15 protein-coding genes, 1 tRNA gene and 1 pseudogene are annotated in these 16,471 nt (G+C 57.9%); 13 read left to right on the top strand and 4 right to left on the bottom strand.

What is annotated here, in order from left to right; all coding sequences use genetic code 11:
* Nucleotides 1–966 (top strand): MucB/RseB C-terminal domain-containing protein, encoded by a 966-nt coding sequence (locus BLU24_RS21860; protein ID WP_093103799.1) that lies wholly within the window; start codon nucleotides 1–3, stop codon nucleotides 964–966.
* Between the two features lie 207 nt (nucleotides 967–1,173).
* On the top strand, nucleotides 1,174–2,604 hold the full coding sequence (locus tag BLU24_RS21855; RefSeq protein WP_090282203.1) for a DegQ family serine endoprotease: 1,431 nt from the start codon (nucleotides 1,174–1,176) through the stop codon (nucleotides 2,602–2,604).
* A gap of 81 nt (nucleotides 2,605–2,685) precedes the next feature.
* On the opposite strand, the gene BLU24_RS21850 is transcribed toward BLU24_RS21855, so the two are convergent.
* Nucleotides 2,686–4,119, bottom strand: a complete 1,434-nt coding sequence (locus BLU24_RS21850) for a M48 family metalloprotease (RefSeq protein ID WP_093103796.1) — start codon at nucleotides 4,117–4,119, stop codon at nucleotides 2,686–2,688.
* Between the two features lie 97 nt (nucleotides 4,120–4,216).
* Between BLU24_RS21850 and BLU24_RS21845 the strand changes: the two genes are divergently transcribed.
* Nucleotides 4,217–4,456 carry a sulfurtransferase TusA family protein gene (locus BLU24_RS21845; RefSeq protein WP_093103793.1) on the top strand — a complete coding sequence of 80 codons (240 nt, stop codon included), beginning with the start codon at nucleotides 4,217–4,219 and terminating at the stop codon, nucleotides 4,454–4,456.
* Between the two features lie 31 nt (nucleotides 4,457–4,487).
* Nucleotides 4,488–5,558, top strand: a complete 1,071-nt coding sequence (locus BLU24_RS21840; protein WP_090282206.1) for an AI-2E family transporter — start codon at nucleotides 4,488–4,490, stop codon at nucleotides 5,556–5,558.
* Between the two features lie 129 nt (nucleotides 5,559–5,687).
* Here BLU24_RS21840 and BLU24_RS21835 read toward each other — a convergent pair whose 3' ends face one another.
* The gene (locus tag BLU24_RS21835) at nucleotides 5,688–6,161 is read right to left on the bottom strand and encodes a peroxiredoxin (protein WP_093103790.1); all 474 of its coding nucleotides are present in this window, start codon (nucleotides 6,159–6,161) and stop codon (nucleotides 5,688–5,690) included.
* A 10-nt stretch (nucleotides 6,162–6,171) separates the two neighbouring features.
* The gene (locus BLU24_RS21830) at nucleotides 6,172–6,732 is read right to left on the bottom strand and encodes a glycine cleavage system protein R (protein ID WP_090282208.1); all 561 of its coding nucleotides are present in this window, start codon (nucleotides 6,730–6,732) and stop codon (nucleotides 6,172–6,174) included.
* A 328-nt stretch (nucleotides 6,733–7,060) separates the two neighbouring features.
* Between BLU24_RS21830 and dapA the strand changes: the two genes are divergently transcribed.
* The 8 genes and pseudogenes from dapA to BLU24_RS21790 all read left to right on the top strand — a co-directional run bounded on the left by dapA (nucleotide 7,061) and on the right by BLU24_RS21790 (nucleotide 14,596).
* The gene (dapA, locus tag BLU24_RS21825; RefSeq protein WP_090282210.1) at nucleotides 7,061–7,939 is read left to right on the top strand and encodes a 4-hydroxy-tetrahydrodipicolinate synthase; all 879 of its coding nucleotides are present in this window, start codon (nucleotides 7,061–7,063) and stop codon (nucleotides 7,937–7,939) included.
* A gap of 17 nt (nucleotides 7,940–7,956) precedes the next feature.
* On the top strand, nucleotides 7,957–9,072 hold the full coding sequence (gene bamC, locus BLU24_RS21820; protein ID WP_090282211.1) for an outer membrane protein assembly factor BamC: 1,116 nt from the start codon (nucleotides 7,957–7,959) through the stop codon (nucleotides 9,070–9,072).
* A 6-nt stretch (nucleotides 9,073–9,078) separates the two neighbouring features.
* Nucleotides 9,079–9,840 carry an MBL fold metallo-hydrolase gene (locus BLU24_RS21815; protein ID WP_090282212.1) on the top strand — a complete coding sequence of 254 codons (762 nt, stop codon included), beginning with the start codon at nucleotides 9,079–9,081 and terminating at the stop codon, nucleotides 9,838–9,840.
* 28 nt (nucleotides 9,841–9,868) lie between these two features.
* Nucleotides 9,869–10,582: a phosphoribosylaminoimidazolesuccinocarboxamide synthase gene (gene purC / locus BLU24_RS21810; protein WP_093103787.1), complete on the top strand. Its 714-nt coding sequence runs from the start codon at nucleotides 9,869–9,871 to the stop codon at nucleotides 10,580–10,582.
* A gap of 83 nt (nucleotides 10,583–10,665) precedes the next feature.
* Nucleotides 10,666–10,755 (top strand) — tRNA-Ser (locus tag BLU24_RS21805).
* Nucleotides 10,756–11,133: 378 nt separating this feature from the next.
* Nucleotides 11,134–11,654: pseudogene (locus BLU24_RS28055) on the top strand (DNA adenine methylase); the annotation flags it as partial.
* Between the two features lie 399 nt (nucleotides 11,655–12,053).
* Nucleotides 12,054–14,237 carry a PAS domain-containing sensor histidine kinase gene (locus BLU24_RS21795; RefSeq protein ID WP_093103784.1) on the top strand — a complete coding sequence of 728 codons (2,184 nt, stop codon included), beginning with the start codon at nucleotides 12,054–12,056 and terminating at the stop codon, nucleotides 14,235–14,237.
* Nucleotides 14,234–14,596: a response regulator gene (locus BLU24_RS21790; protein WP_093103781.1), complete on the top strand. Its 363-nt coding sequence runs from the start codon at nucleotides 14,234–14,236 to the stop codon at nucleotides 14,594–14,596. Before BLU24_RS21795 ends, BLU24_RS21790 begins: the two co-directional genes overlap by 4 nt.
* Before the next feature lie 437 nt (nucleotides 14,597–15,033).
* On the opposite strand, the gene BLU24_RS21785 is transcribed toward BLU24_RS21790, so the two are convergent.
* Nucleotides 15,034–15,225, bottom strand: coding sequence for a YegP family protein (locus BLU24_RS21785; protein WP_090282215.1), 192 nt, complete (start codon nucleotides 15,223–15,225; stop codon nucleotides 15,034–15,036).
* 277 nt (nucleotides 15,226–15,502) lie between these two features.
* Here BLU24_RS21785 and BLU24_RS21780 point away from each other — a divergent pair, with 277 nt between their 5' ends.
* Nucleotides 15,503–16,468 (top strand): glycosyltransferase family 2 protein, encoded by a 966-nt coding sequence (locus BLU24_RS21780; protein WP_093103778.1) that lies wholly within the window; start codon nucleotides 15,503–15,505, stop codon nucleotides 16,466–16,468.
* Nucleotides 16,469–16,471: the final 3 nt, after the last annotated feature.

Genomic DNA, 16,471 nt, shown 5'->3' with positions numbered 1-16,471 from the left:
ATGCGCGCCATACCTCTACTTTCGCTTCTGCTCAGTGGCTGGTTCGTTATTCCAGCCCACGCTGATGAGGCCCAGGATTGGTTGACCCGGCTGGGCCAGGCCGAGCAGCAGCAAAGCTTTCACGGTACTTTCGTTTACGAGCGTAACGGTAGCTTTTCTACCCACAACATCTGGCATCGCGTCCAGAACGGCCAGGTCCGCGAGCGGTTGCTTCAGCTCGACGGTTCGGCTCAGGAAGTCGTGCGCATTGATGGGCATACTCAATGCGTCAGCGGCACCCTGATTGCCGGGCTGGGAGACTCGCCCAATGCTGCGGCTCGTCCTCTTGATCCCAAAAAGCTGAAAAACTGGTATGACCTTGCCGTCATTGGCAAGTCGCGTGTGGCCGGCCGAGATGCCGTGATCGTGGCGTTGACGCCTCGTGATCAGCATCGCTACGGATTCGAGTTGCACCTGGACAAAAAAACGGGTCTGCCGCTCAAGTCGTTGCTGTTGAATGACAAGGGGCAGTTGCTCGAGCGATTCCAGTTCACCAGCCTCGACACTGATGAAGTGCCGTCTGATGGTGACTTGCAGGCCAATGCCGATTGCAAGCCAGTCAAGCTCGACAGCGACAAGGCATCGGCAGTCAAAACGGCGCAAACCTGGCATTCGGACTGGCTGCCGCCGGGTTTCGAACTGACCAGCAGTGCATCGCACAAAGACGCCGAGACCAAGACGCAGGTCAACAGCCTGCTGTACGACGACGGTCTTGCGCGTTTCTCGGTTTTTCTCGAGCCATTGAATGGCGCGACGGTGACCGATACCCGCACGCAACTCGGCCCGACCGTTGCTGTGTCCCGTCGCCTGACCACGCCTTCGGGCGAAATGATGGTAACCGTGGTCGGCGAGATCCCGATCGGCACCGCCGAACGAATTGCTTTGTCGATGCGAAATACCGATGGCGCCGCAACCAGCAAACAGTGAGCTGATTTCAGCGATTCGCGTTTCATCAACGAGGCGTGGAAATGTTTGCTGAGCATTTTCATTTGCAAATACCCCGGAAATTTTTTATAGGTCAGAGCCTCACGGCTCTGGCCTTGTTTGTTGTTGCCGGAACAAAAATGCCGGTCTGTGGTTTCCGGTGTTGCTTGCTCCATATCGCTTAACCCTGCTCGTCGTAACGGGAGCTGTATGTCGATACTTAGCTTGAAGTCTTATCTTTCCATTTTTGCCACCGTGCTGGTGCTCGGTCAGGCAGTTCCTGCTGCGCAGGCGGCCGATCTGCCTGACTTCACCCAACTGGTCGAACAAGCTTCGCCAGCCGTGGTGAACATCAGTACCACGCAGAAACTGCCGGATCGCAAGGTCAATCAGCAGATGCCCGATCTGGAGGGCCTGCCGCCAATGCTGCGCGAGTTCTTCGAACGTGGCATGCCGCCGCAACAGCGCTCCCCGCGTGATGGTCGCCAGCGTGAAGCGCAATCGCTGGGTTCGGGCTTCATCATTTCCCCGGATGGCTACATTCTCACCAATAACCATGTGATTGCCGACGCTGACGAAATCCTCGTGCGTCTGGCTGACCGCAGCGAGATGAAAGCCAAGCTGATCGGCACTGACCCACGCTCCGACGTGGCGCTGCTGAAAATCGAAGGCAAGGATCTGCCGGTACTCAAGCTCGGCAAGTCGCAGGATCTGAAGGCCGGTCAGTGGGTTGTCGCCATCGGTTCTCCATTCGGCTTTGACCACACCGTGACTCAAGGCATCGTCAGCGCCGTTGGCCGCAGCCTGCCGAATGAAAATTATGTGCCGTTCATCCAGACCGACGTGCCGATCAATCCGGGCAACTCCGGTGGCCCGCTGTTCAACCTCGACGGCGAAGTGGTCGGCATCAACTCGCAGATCTATACCCGTTCCGGCGGCTTCATGGGCGTGTCGTTCGCCATTCCGATCGATGTCGCGATGGACGTTTCCAATCAGCTCAAGAGCGGTGGCAAGGTCAGCCGTGGCTGGCTGGGTGTGGTGATCCAGGAAGTGAACAAGGATCTGGCGGAATCGTTCGGTCTGGATAAGCCAGCCGGTGCACTGGTTGCGCAGATTCAGGATGACGGCCCGGCAGCCAAGGGCGGCCTGCAGGTCGGCGACGTGATTCTGAGCATGAACGGCCAACCGATCGTCATGTCCGCAGACTTGCCGCATCTGGTCGGCGCGCTGAAGGCTGGCGCCAAAGCCAATCTGGAGGTGATCCGCGAGGGCAAGCGCAAGAACGTCGAGCTGACGGTCGGCGCGATCCCGGACGAAGACAAAGAGCTGGATACGCTGGCGAAATCCGGCGCTGAAAGCAGCAGCAACCGCCTCGGTGTTGCAGTCGGCGAGCTGACCGCTGAGCAGAAGAAAGCCTACGACCTTAAAGGTGGTGTGGTGATCAAGGAGGTGCAGGATGGTCCTGCCGCCCTGATCGGCCTGCAGCCAGGCGACGTGATCACCCACCTGAACAACCAGGCCATCGGTTCGGCCAAGGAGTTCACGGATATCGCCAAGGCGCTGCCGAAGAACCGCTCGGTGTCGATGCGCGTTCTGCGCCAGGGTCGCGCCAGCTTTATCACCTTCAAACTGGCCGAATAATCCGCTGGGAAGATAAAAAGAAAACCGCCTCGAAAGAGGCGGTTTTTTTATGCCTGAAGCTTTTATCTCAGCGACCAGGCCTCAGCCCATCATGTCCTTGATCATGCGCTCCTGCTCCATCAGCTCACGCTGGCGGGCATCGATGCGGGACGACAGCGGGAAGTTGCTGCCGGCCTTGCGCTTGGCAAAGTCCAGTTGCTGAATAGCCTGTCGATAGTCGCCAACGAGGGCAAAATATTCCGCTCGAGCCTGGTGCAGGCCGATGATGTTGCCCGACAAGCCACGTGTTTCCGCCACTTGATACCAGACGTCCGGATCGTCCGGGCGCGATTTGAGCAAGGCTTCCAGGGCTTTCTCGGCATCCGGCGCACGGTTCTGCTTGAGCAGCAGATCCACGCGCACCTGATTGAGCGGATAGTTGCCCGGATACTGCGTCAGCATGCGATCTACCCGTGACTGTGCGTCGGGCAAGCGGTTGTTAGTGATATCCAGGTCGACCTGAGCGAGGTTGTAGATGATCTCGTTCGGCGATGTTGCCAGCAGTTGTTTGAGATTCTCGCGCGCCTCGTTCAGTTGCCCACCCTTGATCTGCGCGATGGCCAGACCATAACGCGCCACATCGTTTTTCGGGTTCTCGTCCAGCAGCGCGCGGAAACGCTTGGCGCCCAGCCCCGGTGTTTCTTCATAGATCAACTGCACCCGCGCGCGGATCAGTTGATAGCGTTTGGAGTCTTCGATACCGCCCGGTTTGGCCTGTTCGGCGCGGTTGCGGGTGTCAGCGATACGCGATTCGGTCACCGGGTGCGTCAGCAAAAATTCCGGCGGCTTGGCATCGAAGCGATACTGGCGCATCAGGCGTTCGAACATGGTCGGCATCGAGCGCGGGTCGTAGCCGGCCTTTTCCAGGTTGAGGATGCCGATGCGGTCGGCTTCCTGTTCGTTCTGCCGGGAGAAGGTCCGTTGCGCCTGAATCGCCGCCGCCTGGCTACCGGCAATCGCCGCAATCCCGGCATCACCACCGCCGGCCGCAGCGATGACGATCCCGGCCAGCAGCGCAGCCATCATCGGCACCTGCATGCGCTGCGAAGCCTCGACACCGCGGGCGAAGTGGCGTTGCGACAAGTGCGCCAGTTCGTGTGCGAGTACCGAGGCATATTCGCCTTCGGTCTGCGCGTTGAGAAACAGTCCGCCATTGACCCCGACCACGCCGCCGGGCGCCGCGAAGGCGTTGAGTTGCGGGCTGTTGATCAGGATGAATTCAAGACGCCGGTCGGTGACCTGGCTGGTTTCCACCAGTTTGTACACGCTGGATTCAACGTAGTCTTTCAATTGCGGGTCGTTGAGTTGTGACACCTGGCTGCGCAACATGGCCAGCCAGGCGCGGCCGAGCTGGTATTCCTGTTGTGGCGAGACAATGGCAGAACTGGCGTCGCCGAGTGACGGCAGATCGTCGGCAAAGCCTGGTGAGGCGAGCAGGCAAGCGAGCGTCAGCAGGGTAGGGCGCAGAAAAGTCATGCACAAAGCCTTAGAAGACAAAGACCTTACTGTAGCCGGACACCAACGCTGCGACCAGATATTCTAGGCAGCTCAAGACCTGAACCGGAGTGACGCAATGAGTGACGCTGTAGCCCCTGACGTAGAACTGGACGCCACTGGCCTGAACTGTCCGTTGCCGTTGCTCAAGGCAAAAATGGCGCTGAACAAAATGGCCAGCGGCGAAGTACTCAAGGTGACTGCTACGGATGCGGGCTCGCAACGCGACTTTCGCACCTTTGCCAAACTCGCCGGTCATGCGCTACTGCGGGAAGAGGACGAAGCCGGCATCTTCCGTTACTGGTTGAAAAAAGCCTGAAAACGACAGCGTCAAAACCTGAGGATTATTGATGTTCAAAGTGTTGCGCGACTGGATTCAGCGCTATTTTTCCGATGAGGAAGCGGTGGTGCTGGCGGTGCTGCTGTTTCTCGCCTTCACCGCGGTCCTCACCCTCGGCGGCATGCTTGCGCCAGTGTTGGCCGGCATGGTGCTGGCTTATCTGATGCAGGGGCTGGTGGTCACGCTTGAGCGTATGCGCGTGCCGGGCGGTGTCGCGGTGGGTTTGGTGTTTGCGCTGTTCATGGGCGCGTTGATGCTGTTCATCGTCGTCGTGCTGCCGCTGCTCTGGCATCAGTTGATCACCCTGTTCAATGAGCTGCCGGGAATGCTCGCCAAATGGCAATCGTTGCTGTTGTTGCTGCCGGAGCGCTATCCGCATCTGGTCTCCGATGAGCAAGTGCTGCAAGCCATTGAGGCGGCGCGCGGCGAGATCGGCAAGTTCGGCCAGTGGGCGCTGACTTTCTCGCTATCGAGTCTGCCGCTGCTGGTGAACATCATGATCTACCTGGTGCTGGTGCCGATCCTGGTGTTTTTCTTCCTTAAAGACCGGGCGATGATCGGTGAGTGGGTGCGTGGGTATCTGCCCCGTGAGCGCGCGCTGATTACCCGCGTTGCGCAGGAAATGAACCGGCAGATCGCCAATTACATCCGCGGTAAAGGTATCGAAATCGTCATTTGCGGTGGCGTGACCTACATCGCTTTTATCGCGCTCGGTCTCAACTACGCGGCGCTGCTGGCGTTGCTGGTGGGCCTGTCGGTGGTGGTGCCGTATGTCGGTGCGGTGGTGGTGACTGTTCCGGTCCTGCTGATTGCTTTGTTCCAGTGGGGCTGGAGCGATCAGTTCATCTATCTGATGGCGGTTTACGGAATCATTCAGACGCTGGACGGCAACGTGCTGGTGCCGCTGCTGTTTTCCGAGGCGGTCAACCTGCACCCGGTAGCGATCATCTGCGCGGTGCTGCTGTTTGGCGGGCTGTGGGGATTCTGGGGCGTGTTTTTTGCGATTCCACTGGCGACGCTGTTCAAGGCTGTGCTCGATGCATGGCCACGAAAAGAGCCGGTGGTGGCGCCGCTGCTTTAGCGATTGATCCGAATTGCCCGGCCAGGCTCGAGGGCCGTTCGCGAGCAGGCTCGCTCCCACATTTGGAATACGATTCCCTGTGGGAGCGAGCCTGCTCGCGAAAGCGGCGGTAAATTCAATGCAAAACCATCAGGCTTTATTCAAGGCCTGTGCAGCAGCCAGAACCGCATCCACATGCCCCGGCACCTTCACACCACGCCATTCCTGACGCAGCACACCATCCTTGTCGATCAGAAAGGTGCTGCGATCAACGCCCAGGTATTCCTTGCCGTACAGCTTCTTCAACTTGATCACGTCGAACAACTGGCAGACGGTTTCGTCCTTGTCACTGATCAGCTCGAACGGAAACTCCTGCTTGCACTTGAAGTTCTCGTGTGACTTCAGGCTGTCGCGGGAGACGCCAAAGATCTCCGTGTTGGCAGCCTTGAACGCGGCGTATTGATCGCGAAAACCCTGGCCTTCGGTGGTGCAGCCCGGGGTGCTGTCCTTCGGATAGAAGTAGATCACCACTTGCTGGCCCTTGAGCGCTGCCAGGCTGACGGTTTGCCCGCTGGTGGCAGGTGCTTCGAAATCGGCAACCGGTTGGTCGATGACAACAGCCATTAAAGCTTCCTTACATTGGGTTTTGTGGGCGCCAAGGCTCGATCAGCGCATCCAGATTCATCGCATCGGAGAAATCGAGGAACTGATCGCGCAGCCAGCTGATCTGGGTGCCGGCCGGCAGCGTCACGGTGAACGTGGCGTTAAGCATGGTGCCGCCGGTCTGTGGTGCCTGATAGGTGTCGCAGGTCAGGTTTTCCAGCTCGACGTTGTGGTCCATGAAGAACTGGCACAACTCATTAATGATGTCCGGGCGATACGCCGAACTGACGTAAGCCACATACGGCAATGCCTGTGGGCGGTTTTCCAGCGGTGCGCTGCGCACCACGTTGACCGTGAATGCGTGTTTCTTGGCGAGGCCGGGCAGGCTGCCTTCGAGGCGCGCGAGGGCGTCCCAGCTCCCGGAAATCTCGAGAACCAGCGCACTGCACTCACCGTGGCGAGTCAGGCGCGAAGTCACCACGGCGCAGCGATTTTCATGGCTGGCGCGGCACAGCACGTTGGTCAGCTCCATCGGGTTGGCGCCGAGAGCACTGATGACAAGGAATTGTTCGCGAACTGTGGGGGTGGACATGCAGCATTCCTAAAGCGATGAGCGGTCGGTAGGTTGAGACGTTGAATGCCGGAAGGTGCCTGTTGTGGCGGTCCGTTCAAAGCGACCCGGTCAGCGCTCGCGGCTCGCGCCATTGGCGCACGAGCACGTTAAGGCGACGCAGGAACAGGGTCTGGAAGGCCGAAACGGGAGGCAGAAACCCGGCGTACAAGCTGATCAGTACCGATCAAAGTCTGAAGGGTAGCGAAAAGCGGCGCCAAGGGGAATGGCGGCAGCGCAGTACTTCGCTTGTGCAAGCATCTTGGCGCCAGTACCATTACCGCTCTCTTTTTCCGGCAGGAGCGGTTTCATGATTGCGGGCAGTATGGTGGCACTGGTCACTCCCATGGATGCACAAGGGCGTCTTGACTGGGACAGCCTCAGCAAACTCGTGGACTTCCACCTCAAGAACGGCACCCATGCCATTGTCGCGGTCGGTACTACCGGCGAGTCGGCAACCCTTGATGTAGACGAACACATCGCCGTGATCAAAGCCGTGGTCAAACAGGTTGCCGGGCGCATTCCGGTCATTGCCGGTACTGGCGCCAACTCGACCCGCGAAGCCGTCGAATTGACCCGCAACGCCAAGGAAGCCGGCGCCGACGCCTGCCTGCTGGTTGTTCCTTATTACAACAAGCCGACCCAGGAAGGTCTGTACCAGCACTTCAAGCACATCGCTGAAGCGGTCGACATTCCGCAGATTCTCTACAACGTTCCCGGCCGCACCTCCTGCGACATGCAGGCCGAGACCGTGATTCGCCTGTCCACCGTGCCGAACATCATCGGTATCAAGGAAGCGACCGGCGACCTGACGCGTGCCAAGGCGATCATCGATGGCGTGAGCAAGGATTTCATCGTGTTGTCCGGCGATGATCCGACCGCTGTCGAACTGATCCTGCTGGGCGGCAAAGGCAACATCTCGGTGACCGCCAACGTCGCGCCGCGTGAAATGGCCGACCTGTGCGAGGCCGCGCTCAAGGGCGATGCCGACACCGCACGCGCAATCAACGAAAAACTGATGCCGCTGCACAAAGACCTGTTCATCGAAGCCAACCCGATTCCGGTGAAATGGGCTCTGGTCGAAATGGGCCTGATGCACGAAGGCATCCGCCTGCCACTGACCTGGCTGAGCACACCTTGTCACGAAACGCTTCGCACGGCCCTGCGCCAGTGCAGCGTCCTGGTTTAATTGAGGAAGTACAACGCATGAAGCGAATGGCCGGACTTTCCGCACTTGCCTTGATTATCTCCAGCACCAGCGGCTGCGGATGGGTCTGGGGGCCGGAAGGTTATTTCCGCGACCGTGGTAGCGATTACCTGCAAGCGCAACAGACTGCACCGATGCAATTGCCACCGGATGTGAACACCTCCAAGCGTCTCGATCCGCTGTTGCCGATCCCGCGCAACGTTGCTGATGACACCGCCAAGGGCGAATACATCGTGCCGCGTCCGCAGCCGTTGTCCGCCGTGGCCGATGCCAGCGATTACTCGCTGCAGAAGAGCGGCGACTCGCGTTGGGTCGTGGCCCAGCATCCGCCGGCCGAAGTCTGGCCAGTGGCGCTGCAGTTCTTCCAGGACAACGGTTTCCGCCTGGATGAACAGCGTCCGCAGACCGGCGAGTTCACCACTACCTGGCAGCACTCCGATGAGCTGTCGGCATCGATGGCCAAGCGCCTGAGCGCGGCCGGCATCGCCAGCGACAGCGAAACCCGCGTGCGTGTACGCATCGAGCCTGGCGTGCAGCGCAACACCAGTGAGATCTACGTGGTCAGCGCCGAGCGTCCTGCCGGCAGCACCGCCGATGTCGCCTTCACCAACCGTTCGGTCAACACCGGCCTGGACGCTGCGCTGGTCGACGACATGCTCGCGAGCATGAGCCGTACGTCCGAGAAGGGCGGTTCGGTATCGATGCTGGCTTCGCGTGATTTCGACGCGCCAAGCCGTGTCAGCCTCAGCGAAGATGGCAGCGGCAACCCGGTATTGAACGTCGGCACCGACCTGGACCGTGCCTGGTCGAGCGTTGGTCGTGCATTGGAACAGGGCGAATGGCGCGTTGAAGACATCAACCGCAGCCTGGGCCTGTACTACATCAACCTGGCCGAAAAAGCCGAGAAGAAAGACGACAAGCCAGGCTTCTTCAGCAGCCTGTTCGGCAGCGCGCCGAGCAAGGAAGAAGTGGAAGCCCGTGCCGAGCGTTATCAGGTGCGCCTGAGCAAGGTCGGCGAGAACATTCAGGTGACCGTCGAGAAAAACATCAACACCGTCGCGCCAGCTGATGTGGCGCGTAAAGTGCTGAGCGTGATTCAGGACAATCTGGGCTGATCAATCATGCGTTTTGCCGTTCTCGGCAGCGGTAGCCAAGGGAACGGCACGCTGATCGCCAGTGCTGATACGTACGTGCTGGTGGATTGTGGTTTTTCCCTGCGGGAAACCGAAAAACGCCTGTTGCGCCTGGGTGTTCACCCGGCGCAACTGAGCGCGATACTCGTGACCCACGAACATGCCGACCACGTGCATGGCGTGGGTTTGCTGTCTCGGCGCTACAATCTGCCGGTCTACCTCAGTCGCGGCACACTGCGCGGGATGCGCAAACCGCTCGAGCCGGCAGGCTTTCTGGCCGGTGGCGAGCAGCTGCAAATCGGTGCGCTGAACGTCGGGGTCATTGCCGTGGCCCATGATGCGCAGGAGCCGACCCAGTATGTCTTCAGCGATCAGGAACAGCGGCGCTTCGGCCTGCTCACCGACCTGGGATCGTACTGCGAGCGGGTGCTGGACAATTACCGGGACCTCGATGCATTGATGATCGAGTCCAACCATTGCCGCGACATGCTGGCGCGCGGTCATTACCCGTACTTTCTCAAGCAACGGGTGGGCGGTGAGCTGGGACATTTGAACAACCATCAGGCGGCATTCCTGGTGGCCGAGTTGGGCTGGCAGGGCTTGCAACACCTGGTCTTGGCCCATCTGAGCAGCAAGAACAACCTGCCGCAGCTGGCCCGGCAATGTTTTGTCGACACCCTCGGGTGCGACCCGGACTGGCTGCAACTGGCCGATCAAGATTCAGGGCTCGACTGGCGCCACATCGCCTAGCCCACCTACTTAGCAAGCGGAGCCCATCATGGAAAAACGTGAAGAACTCTACCGCGGCAAAGCCAAATCGGTTTACAAGACCGACGACGCTGACCGCTTGATCCTGCTGTTTCGCAACGACACCTCGGCGTTCGACGGCAAGCGCATCGAGCAACTCGACCGCAAAGGCATGGTCAACAACAAGTTCAACGCTTTCATCATGCAGAAACTCGAAGCGGCCGGCATCCCGACCCAATTCGACAAACTGCTGGCTGACAACGAAGTCCTGGTGAAAAAACTCGACATGATCCCGGTCGAGTGCGTCGTGCGTAACTACGCCGCCGGCAGCCTGGTCAAGCGTCTGGGCGTCGAAGAGGGCATGAAGCTCAACCCATACACCTTCGAACTGTTCCTCAAGGACGACGCCAAGGGCGACCCGTTCATCAACGAATCCCACGTCGTGGCATTCGGTTGGGGCACCGCCGAGCAACTGGCGCGCATGAAAGAACTGTCGCTGAAGGTCAACGAAGTACTGACCAAGCTGTTCGATGACGCAGGTCTGCTGCTGGTCGACTTCAAGCTTGAATTCGGCGTATTCAGCGACGGCTCCATCGTCCTCGGCGACGAGTTCAGCCCGGACGGCTGCCGTCTGTGGGACAAGGACACTATGAAGAAGATGGACAAGGACCGCTTCCGCCAGGGCCTCGGTGACGTCATCGAAGCCTACGAAGAAGTCGCCAATCGTCTGGGTGTACCGCTTTAATCGACGCAAGCATCTGATAGCACGAACAAATTTTCGAAAGAGGGTTTGCTTTCGGTAAAAGTGTTGTTATGATGCGCGCCGTTGGAGAGATGCCAGAGTGGCCGAATGGGACGGATTCGAAATCCGTTGTACCTTCACCGGTACCTAGGGTTCGAATCCCTATCTCTCCGCCATTATTGAACAAGACGAAGCCCCCGTAATCATTGATGATTACGGGGGTTTTTTCGTTTCCGGACTTTCGTTTTAGGGCATTTTAAGGGCAAAAAAATGACATCATGAGGGTGCTCTAGGCCTGTGTATGCTTCAGCCAATTTCGAAAGTGTGCTGTTGGATTTGCGCTAATGGCGAGGGCGCGCGCGAGATATTGGAGCCTATCAGGGAGTTAAGTATGTGGGTTTGGCAGGAAGCACGAGAGCGTTGGCTGCTGGTGGCAGTGGTATAAACCTCAGGTTGCCTTTGTGGCAGTTTTTGGAAGGCGGAGCTATTGCCGCATTTCTATGTGCAGACGCAACGATCAGTGTCACCAGCGATCTGCTTGTCGGACTCATATCCGCATATGCCGATTCTTCTACCTGCAGCACCATGCCTTCGCCGGCAAGGTCTCGGGGCAGGCGTTCGGCACGGCGACGACTGCCCCAGCCATTAACCTGCTGCGGATCGAGGAAAACCTCTCAGTCGCTTGGTAACGACTGTCCGGCACCTACGTCGAAAATCTCCCTTGGCTTGAATGCGCTGAACGTTACGACCGCGTCCACACCTTCCACTACATGGACCCGCCTTACTGGCAGACAGCCGGTTACGGCGTGGACTTTCCGTTCGAGAACTACAAGCGGATGGCCAACTTCATGCGCCGCTGCAAAGGCAAGGTGATGATCAGCATCAACGACCATCCGGATATCCGCCTTGTGTTCGATGGTTTCCATTTCGAAACCTTAGACATCCGCTACACCACAACCAACCAACCAACCAACCAACCAACCAACCAACCAACCAGCGGCAAGGCAAAGCAGAGATGAGCGGTGAGCGGGTGATCATGAACTGGGCGCCAGAATCGTTGGGCGGCTTGTTCTGATCATCATGACGCGAATGGCATTCCGATGGCCTGGTTATCCAAGTGGTATTTTCGATGAACAGGGTGAGGTTGCTTTCTTAATCTGGAAATTCATATGGTGGATATCACGGGCTATTCGCTTGGTCGACAGTGCCTCTTGGAGGCGATCATATTCATTGTGGCCTCGTCACGCCGCCCAGCAGGGCTACGCTCTTAACGTCGTCAAAACGTGCGGTGGGCTTTGTGCCAATTACTGAACTAGCGCAACAAGTAGCGATCCGTCCCTTGCTGCCCCAAGAAAAAGCTTGCTGTGCTCATGAAATTTATCTGAGGTGGAATACGACCTCAGTAGATACTCTCAGAGAAAGCCAAGACGTCGATAGATGGCGCGTTTAGGAATACAGGCATTGAGGAAGAAGCATGTTGAATGTTGACGAGTTCCCCACGGACAGTGGGCAACCCACTGAGTACGAGAGTCTGATCACCAGGGGGCCCCATTCGCTCGATGCCATTCCGGGGGCAATCTACTTGTGTGACCGCAACGGATGGCTCGTCAGCTTCAACAGCGAAGCGGTCAATCTGTGGGGAAGAACACCTGCCCTAGGTGAGAATGGGGACCGTTTTTGCGGCTCGTACCGGCTCTACACGACAAACGGCACGCCATTAGCTGTTGACGAATGTCCCATGGCTTCCACCCTCATCAAAGGCCTAAATTCGCGTAACCAGGAGGTTTTGATCGAGCGCCCGGACGGATCACGCTTTGTAGCGCTCATGAATATCCGCACCCTTAGAGACCAGCGTGGGGAAATCCAAGGTGCGATCAATTGCTTTCAGGACGTCTCGGCGCACCACGCAATAGCCGAAGAACTGCGACGCCAAGGCTCCGATCTTGAAGACTTTTTCGAAAACAGCGCCGTCGGCCTTCATATTGTCAGCGGCGAGGGCATTATCCTGCGGGCAAATAAAGCGGAGTTGTCGCTGCTGGGTTATTCCCCGAACGAGTACATTGGCCGTCACATCACCGATTTTCATGTTGACGAGCCGGTTATCGGAGACATCCTCAATAAACTCAGTAGCGGTGATTGCCTGAAAAGTTATCCGGCGCGTCTGAGGGCTAAGGACGGCACCATCAAACATGTCGCGATTACCTCTAACGGGCGATTTGAAGACGGTAAGTTCTTCAACACACGTTGCTTCACTGTTGATGTGACGCGCGTGCATGAAGCTGAAGTTGAGCGCCAGGAGAGCGATGATCGGCTTGCGGCTACCTACGAGGCGGCGACCATCGGAATTGCTGAGGCGGGAGAGGATGGCCGCCTGCTCCGGGTGAACGATGCCCTTTGTACCATGCTGGGTCGCTCTCGCGAGCAGCTGCTGGCGATGACCTTTTTTGACTATACCCATCCGGACAGTGTTGAGCAGGATAGAGAGTTATATGCACGGCAGGTGGCAGGTGACCTGGACAACTATGTGTTGCGCAAAAGGGCCATGAAGCTCGATGGCCAGCCGCTTTATCTCGATATTCATAGCTCGTCGGTAAGGGCTCCTGACGGCAGGTTCCGCTATGGTGTGCGCGTCATCCAGGATGTGACGCTGGCCCGAAAAACGGAAAACCGGTTGCGAGAAAGCGAGCGTCACATGCGCAATTTACTAGAAGCGCTGCCGGCGGCCACCTACACTACTGACGCTGAGGGGCGCATCACATTCTATAACCGTGCGGCAGTCGAGTTGTCGGGGCGAACGCCGCAACTGGGCGAATTATGGTGCGTAACCTGGAAATTGTTCAACACCGATGGCTCCTATCTTCCTCACGACCAATGCCCCATGGCCGTAGCTCTTAAGGAAAATCGGCCGATTCGGGGCGTTGAGGCCATAGCAGAGCGTCCGGATGGCACACGTGTGCCATTTACGCCTTATCCGACCCCCCTCCATGATGCCGACGGAAACCTTGTCGGTGCCATTAACATGCTTGTGGATATCACCGAGCGTAAGCAAGCAGAAGACCGACAAAAAAACCTGATCGACGAGCTGAATCATCGAGTCAAGAACACGCTGACTACGGTTCAGTCCCTAGCGGCGCAAACAGCGCGCAACGCGAAGGATGCCAATGATGGGTACACACGGTTCGAAGCCCGGTTGCTCGCATTGTCGCGTGCTCACGATCTGCTGACTAAGCGGCATTGGGGCCTTACCCCGCTGGATCTGCTAGCCCATGAAGTGTTGATGCCGATATTTGGCCAAGAGCCCGGCCGCGTCGTGATCACTGGTGATGCCTTCAACGTTGACAGTCGCGTCGCACTGAACCTCACCATGACGCTCAATGAGCTGGCAATCAACGCCCTTAAATACGGAGCGATGTCCACCGAGAGGGGGACACTTTCGGTGAGGTGGAGCGTGCAACCCAAACCGAACGGAGCTCTACTCAGCCTGGACTGGCGTGAACAGGGTGGTCCCCCCGTGTTCACGCCTGAGCGAGAAGGATTGGGTTCGCGGTTGATGAAGCGTTGCATCGAGCGTGATCTAGGCGGTTCTTTTGAACTCGACTTCTCCCGTGAGGGCGTTCGCTGCCGGTTCTCGTTCACACTCGCTGGGGATTCATCATGATCTCTATCAAAGGAATAAAGGTGCTTCTGGTTGAAGACGAAGGCGCCATTGCCATGTTGATCGAGGAGATGCTCGAGGAATGGGAGTGCACGGTAGTCGCCTCCGTGGCCCGACTAGCGGAGGCTCTGCAGGCGGCAAGTGTGGTGGATGTAGATTTGGCGATTCTCGACGTAAACCTGGCTGGAGAGCGCGTTTTCCCGGCAGCTCGGACTCTGCGTGCGCGCAACATCCCTTTCTTGTTCAGTACGGGCTACGGCGCTAGCGGCCTGCCGGAAGAGTTTGCGGATTGTCCGGTCCTGCATAAGCCGTTTTCGGACATCGATCTTCGGTCAAGAATTGCACTAACGCTGAAATATTAGTTCAGTAAAGCTCTTTTGCTTGTGTCTGATCATTGGAAGGGGGGGCGGCAGCAAGAGGAGATGTTTAATTCGACACTGGGTGAGACCCGCATACGCATAGACGAAAGTGAGAGCCAGGCGCGCAGTATCGGTCGTGAATGCCTTCATTGGATGACAAAAGCCGGTATCGGCCGTACGCGGCGTCCGCACATCTGACCTATACAAACCGATAGACGATGATTCCGGTCGACACTCCGCATTGAACTCGCTTTTTTCTGGCGCAATCCATTGGTCATCGAGAGCCTGGGAACCGGTCGTCCCGTAAAAATCCTGTGACCTTGTCTGCCATTACGCAAGGATTCGCTCCGTTACCCGATACGGATAAAAGCCCTGCAGACGATTATGTGTCTGCAGGGCTTCCTGGTTTTACGAGAACGAATTCCTGTCAGGCCGAGGCTTCAAATCTCCTTCACCGGCGTCTCTCCCTGTACCGCCTTGATCAACCCGATCACGTGAAGACAATCCGCCTTGTTCACATAAGACTCGCCGCTGGCGATGGTCTCGTGGTTGCCTGCTCTCAGTCTCCAGCGCCATTGTCCCTGGCCGGTGCGGGGGGTGCCTCTGGATTGCCTGTAAATCTCGAAATACATTCAGTTCGCTCCATGCGATTTAGATGTGCGTCAGTGGGTGTGGCGCATCGTCGCAAGCCTAGCGCAGACGGTTTTTTTGGCTATCGGACATTTGTTTCCAATCGTTGGCGGATGTTTCCGAGGAGCGCGGAATAGAGCGGGGGATAGGCGTCCGGATTGGCCGATATGCCGCTGTTTACTTGTTGCAACGCTGCAAGCGCTACTGCTTAATACGGGACGGCTCATGGCGTCGAAACTGATCGGCGACCGATAAACACTATAAAAAAGAGCACTCCCTTTGACTGAGCACGGAACGCAACAGGCCGGGCAGGTGACGTTATCGCTGGTGGTCCCGGTTTTCAACGAAGAGGACAGCCTCGACACCTTTCTGCGGCGGATCAATGAAGTCTTCCAGCAACAACCGTTGATCGACCTCGAGCTGGTCTTCGTCAATGACGGCAGCACCGATGCCACCCTTGAGCGTCTGCTCGGGCATCAGCGACAGGACCCGCGCCTGCGCATCGTTGATTTGAGTCGCAACTTCGGTAAAGAGGCGGCGTTGTCTGCCGGTCTGCAGATCGCGGGCGGGCAGATTGTCGTGCCGATCGATGCAGATTTGCAGGATCCGCCGGAAGTCATCCTGCCAATGATCGAGCGTTGGCGCGAAGGTTATGAAGTCGTGCTGGGGCATCGAGTCAGTCGCCGCAGCGACACCTGGGCCAAACAGACCTCGGCGCATTGGTTCTATCGCCTGCACAACCGGATCGCTGAGCAGCCATTACCCGAGAATGTCGGCGATTTTCGTCTGATGGATCGCTGCGTGGTCGATGCCTTGCTGACGCTGCCCGAATCCCGGCGCTTCATGAAGGGCTTGTTCGCCTGGGTCGGTTTTCGCACTACGCACGTCGATTACGAACGCCCCGAGCGCGTGGCGGGGCAGAGCAAATTCAATGGCTGGCGGCTATGGAATTTCGCGCTTGAAGGCATCACCAGCTTCAGCACCGAACCGCTGCGCGTCTGGACGTATGTGGGCGCGGCGGTGTCGCTCGTATCGTTTGCCTTCGCCATTTTCATTGTTTTACGCACGTTGATTCATGGCGTCGACATGCCCGGTTACGCCTCGCTGATGGTGGCGGTGACGTTTCTCGGCGGCTTGCAATTGATCGGCATCGGCGTGCTCGGTGAGTACCTGGGCCGCACCTATATCGAATCCAAACGCCGGCCGGTTTTTCTGGTGCGTCGCGTCTACGACCCCAAGGACTGACAC

Source organism: Pseudomonas sp. Z003-0.4C(8344-21), assembly GCF_900104975.1.
GTDB classification, from domain to species: domain Bacteria; phylum Pseudomonadota; class Gammaproteobacteria; order Pseudomonadales; family Pseudomonadaceae; genus Aquipseudomonas; species Aquipseudomonas granadensis.
The sequence above is the reverse complement of the archived record's forward strand: the minus strand, read 5'-3'. Positions and strand labels throughout refer to the sequence as shown.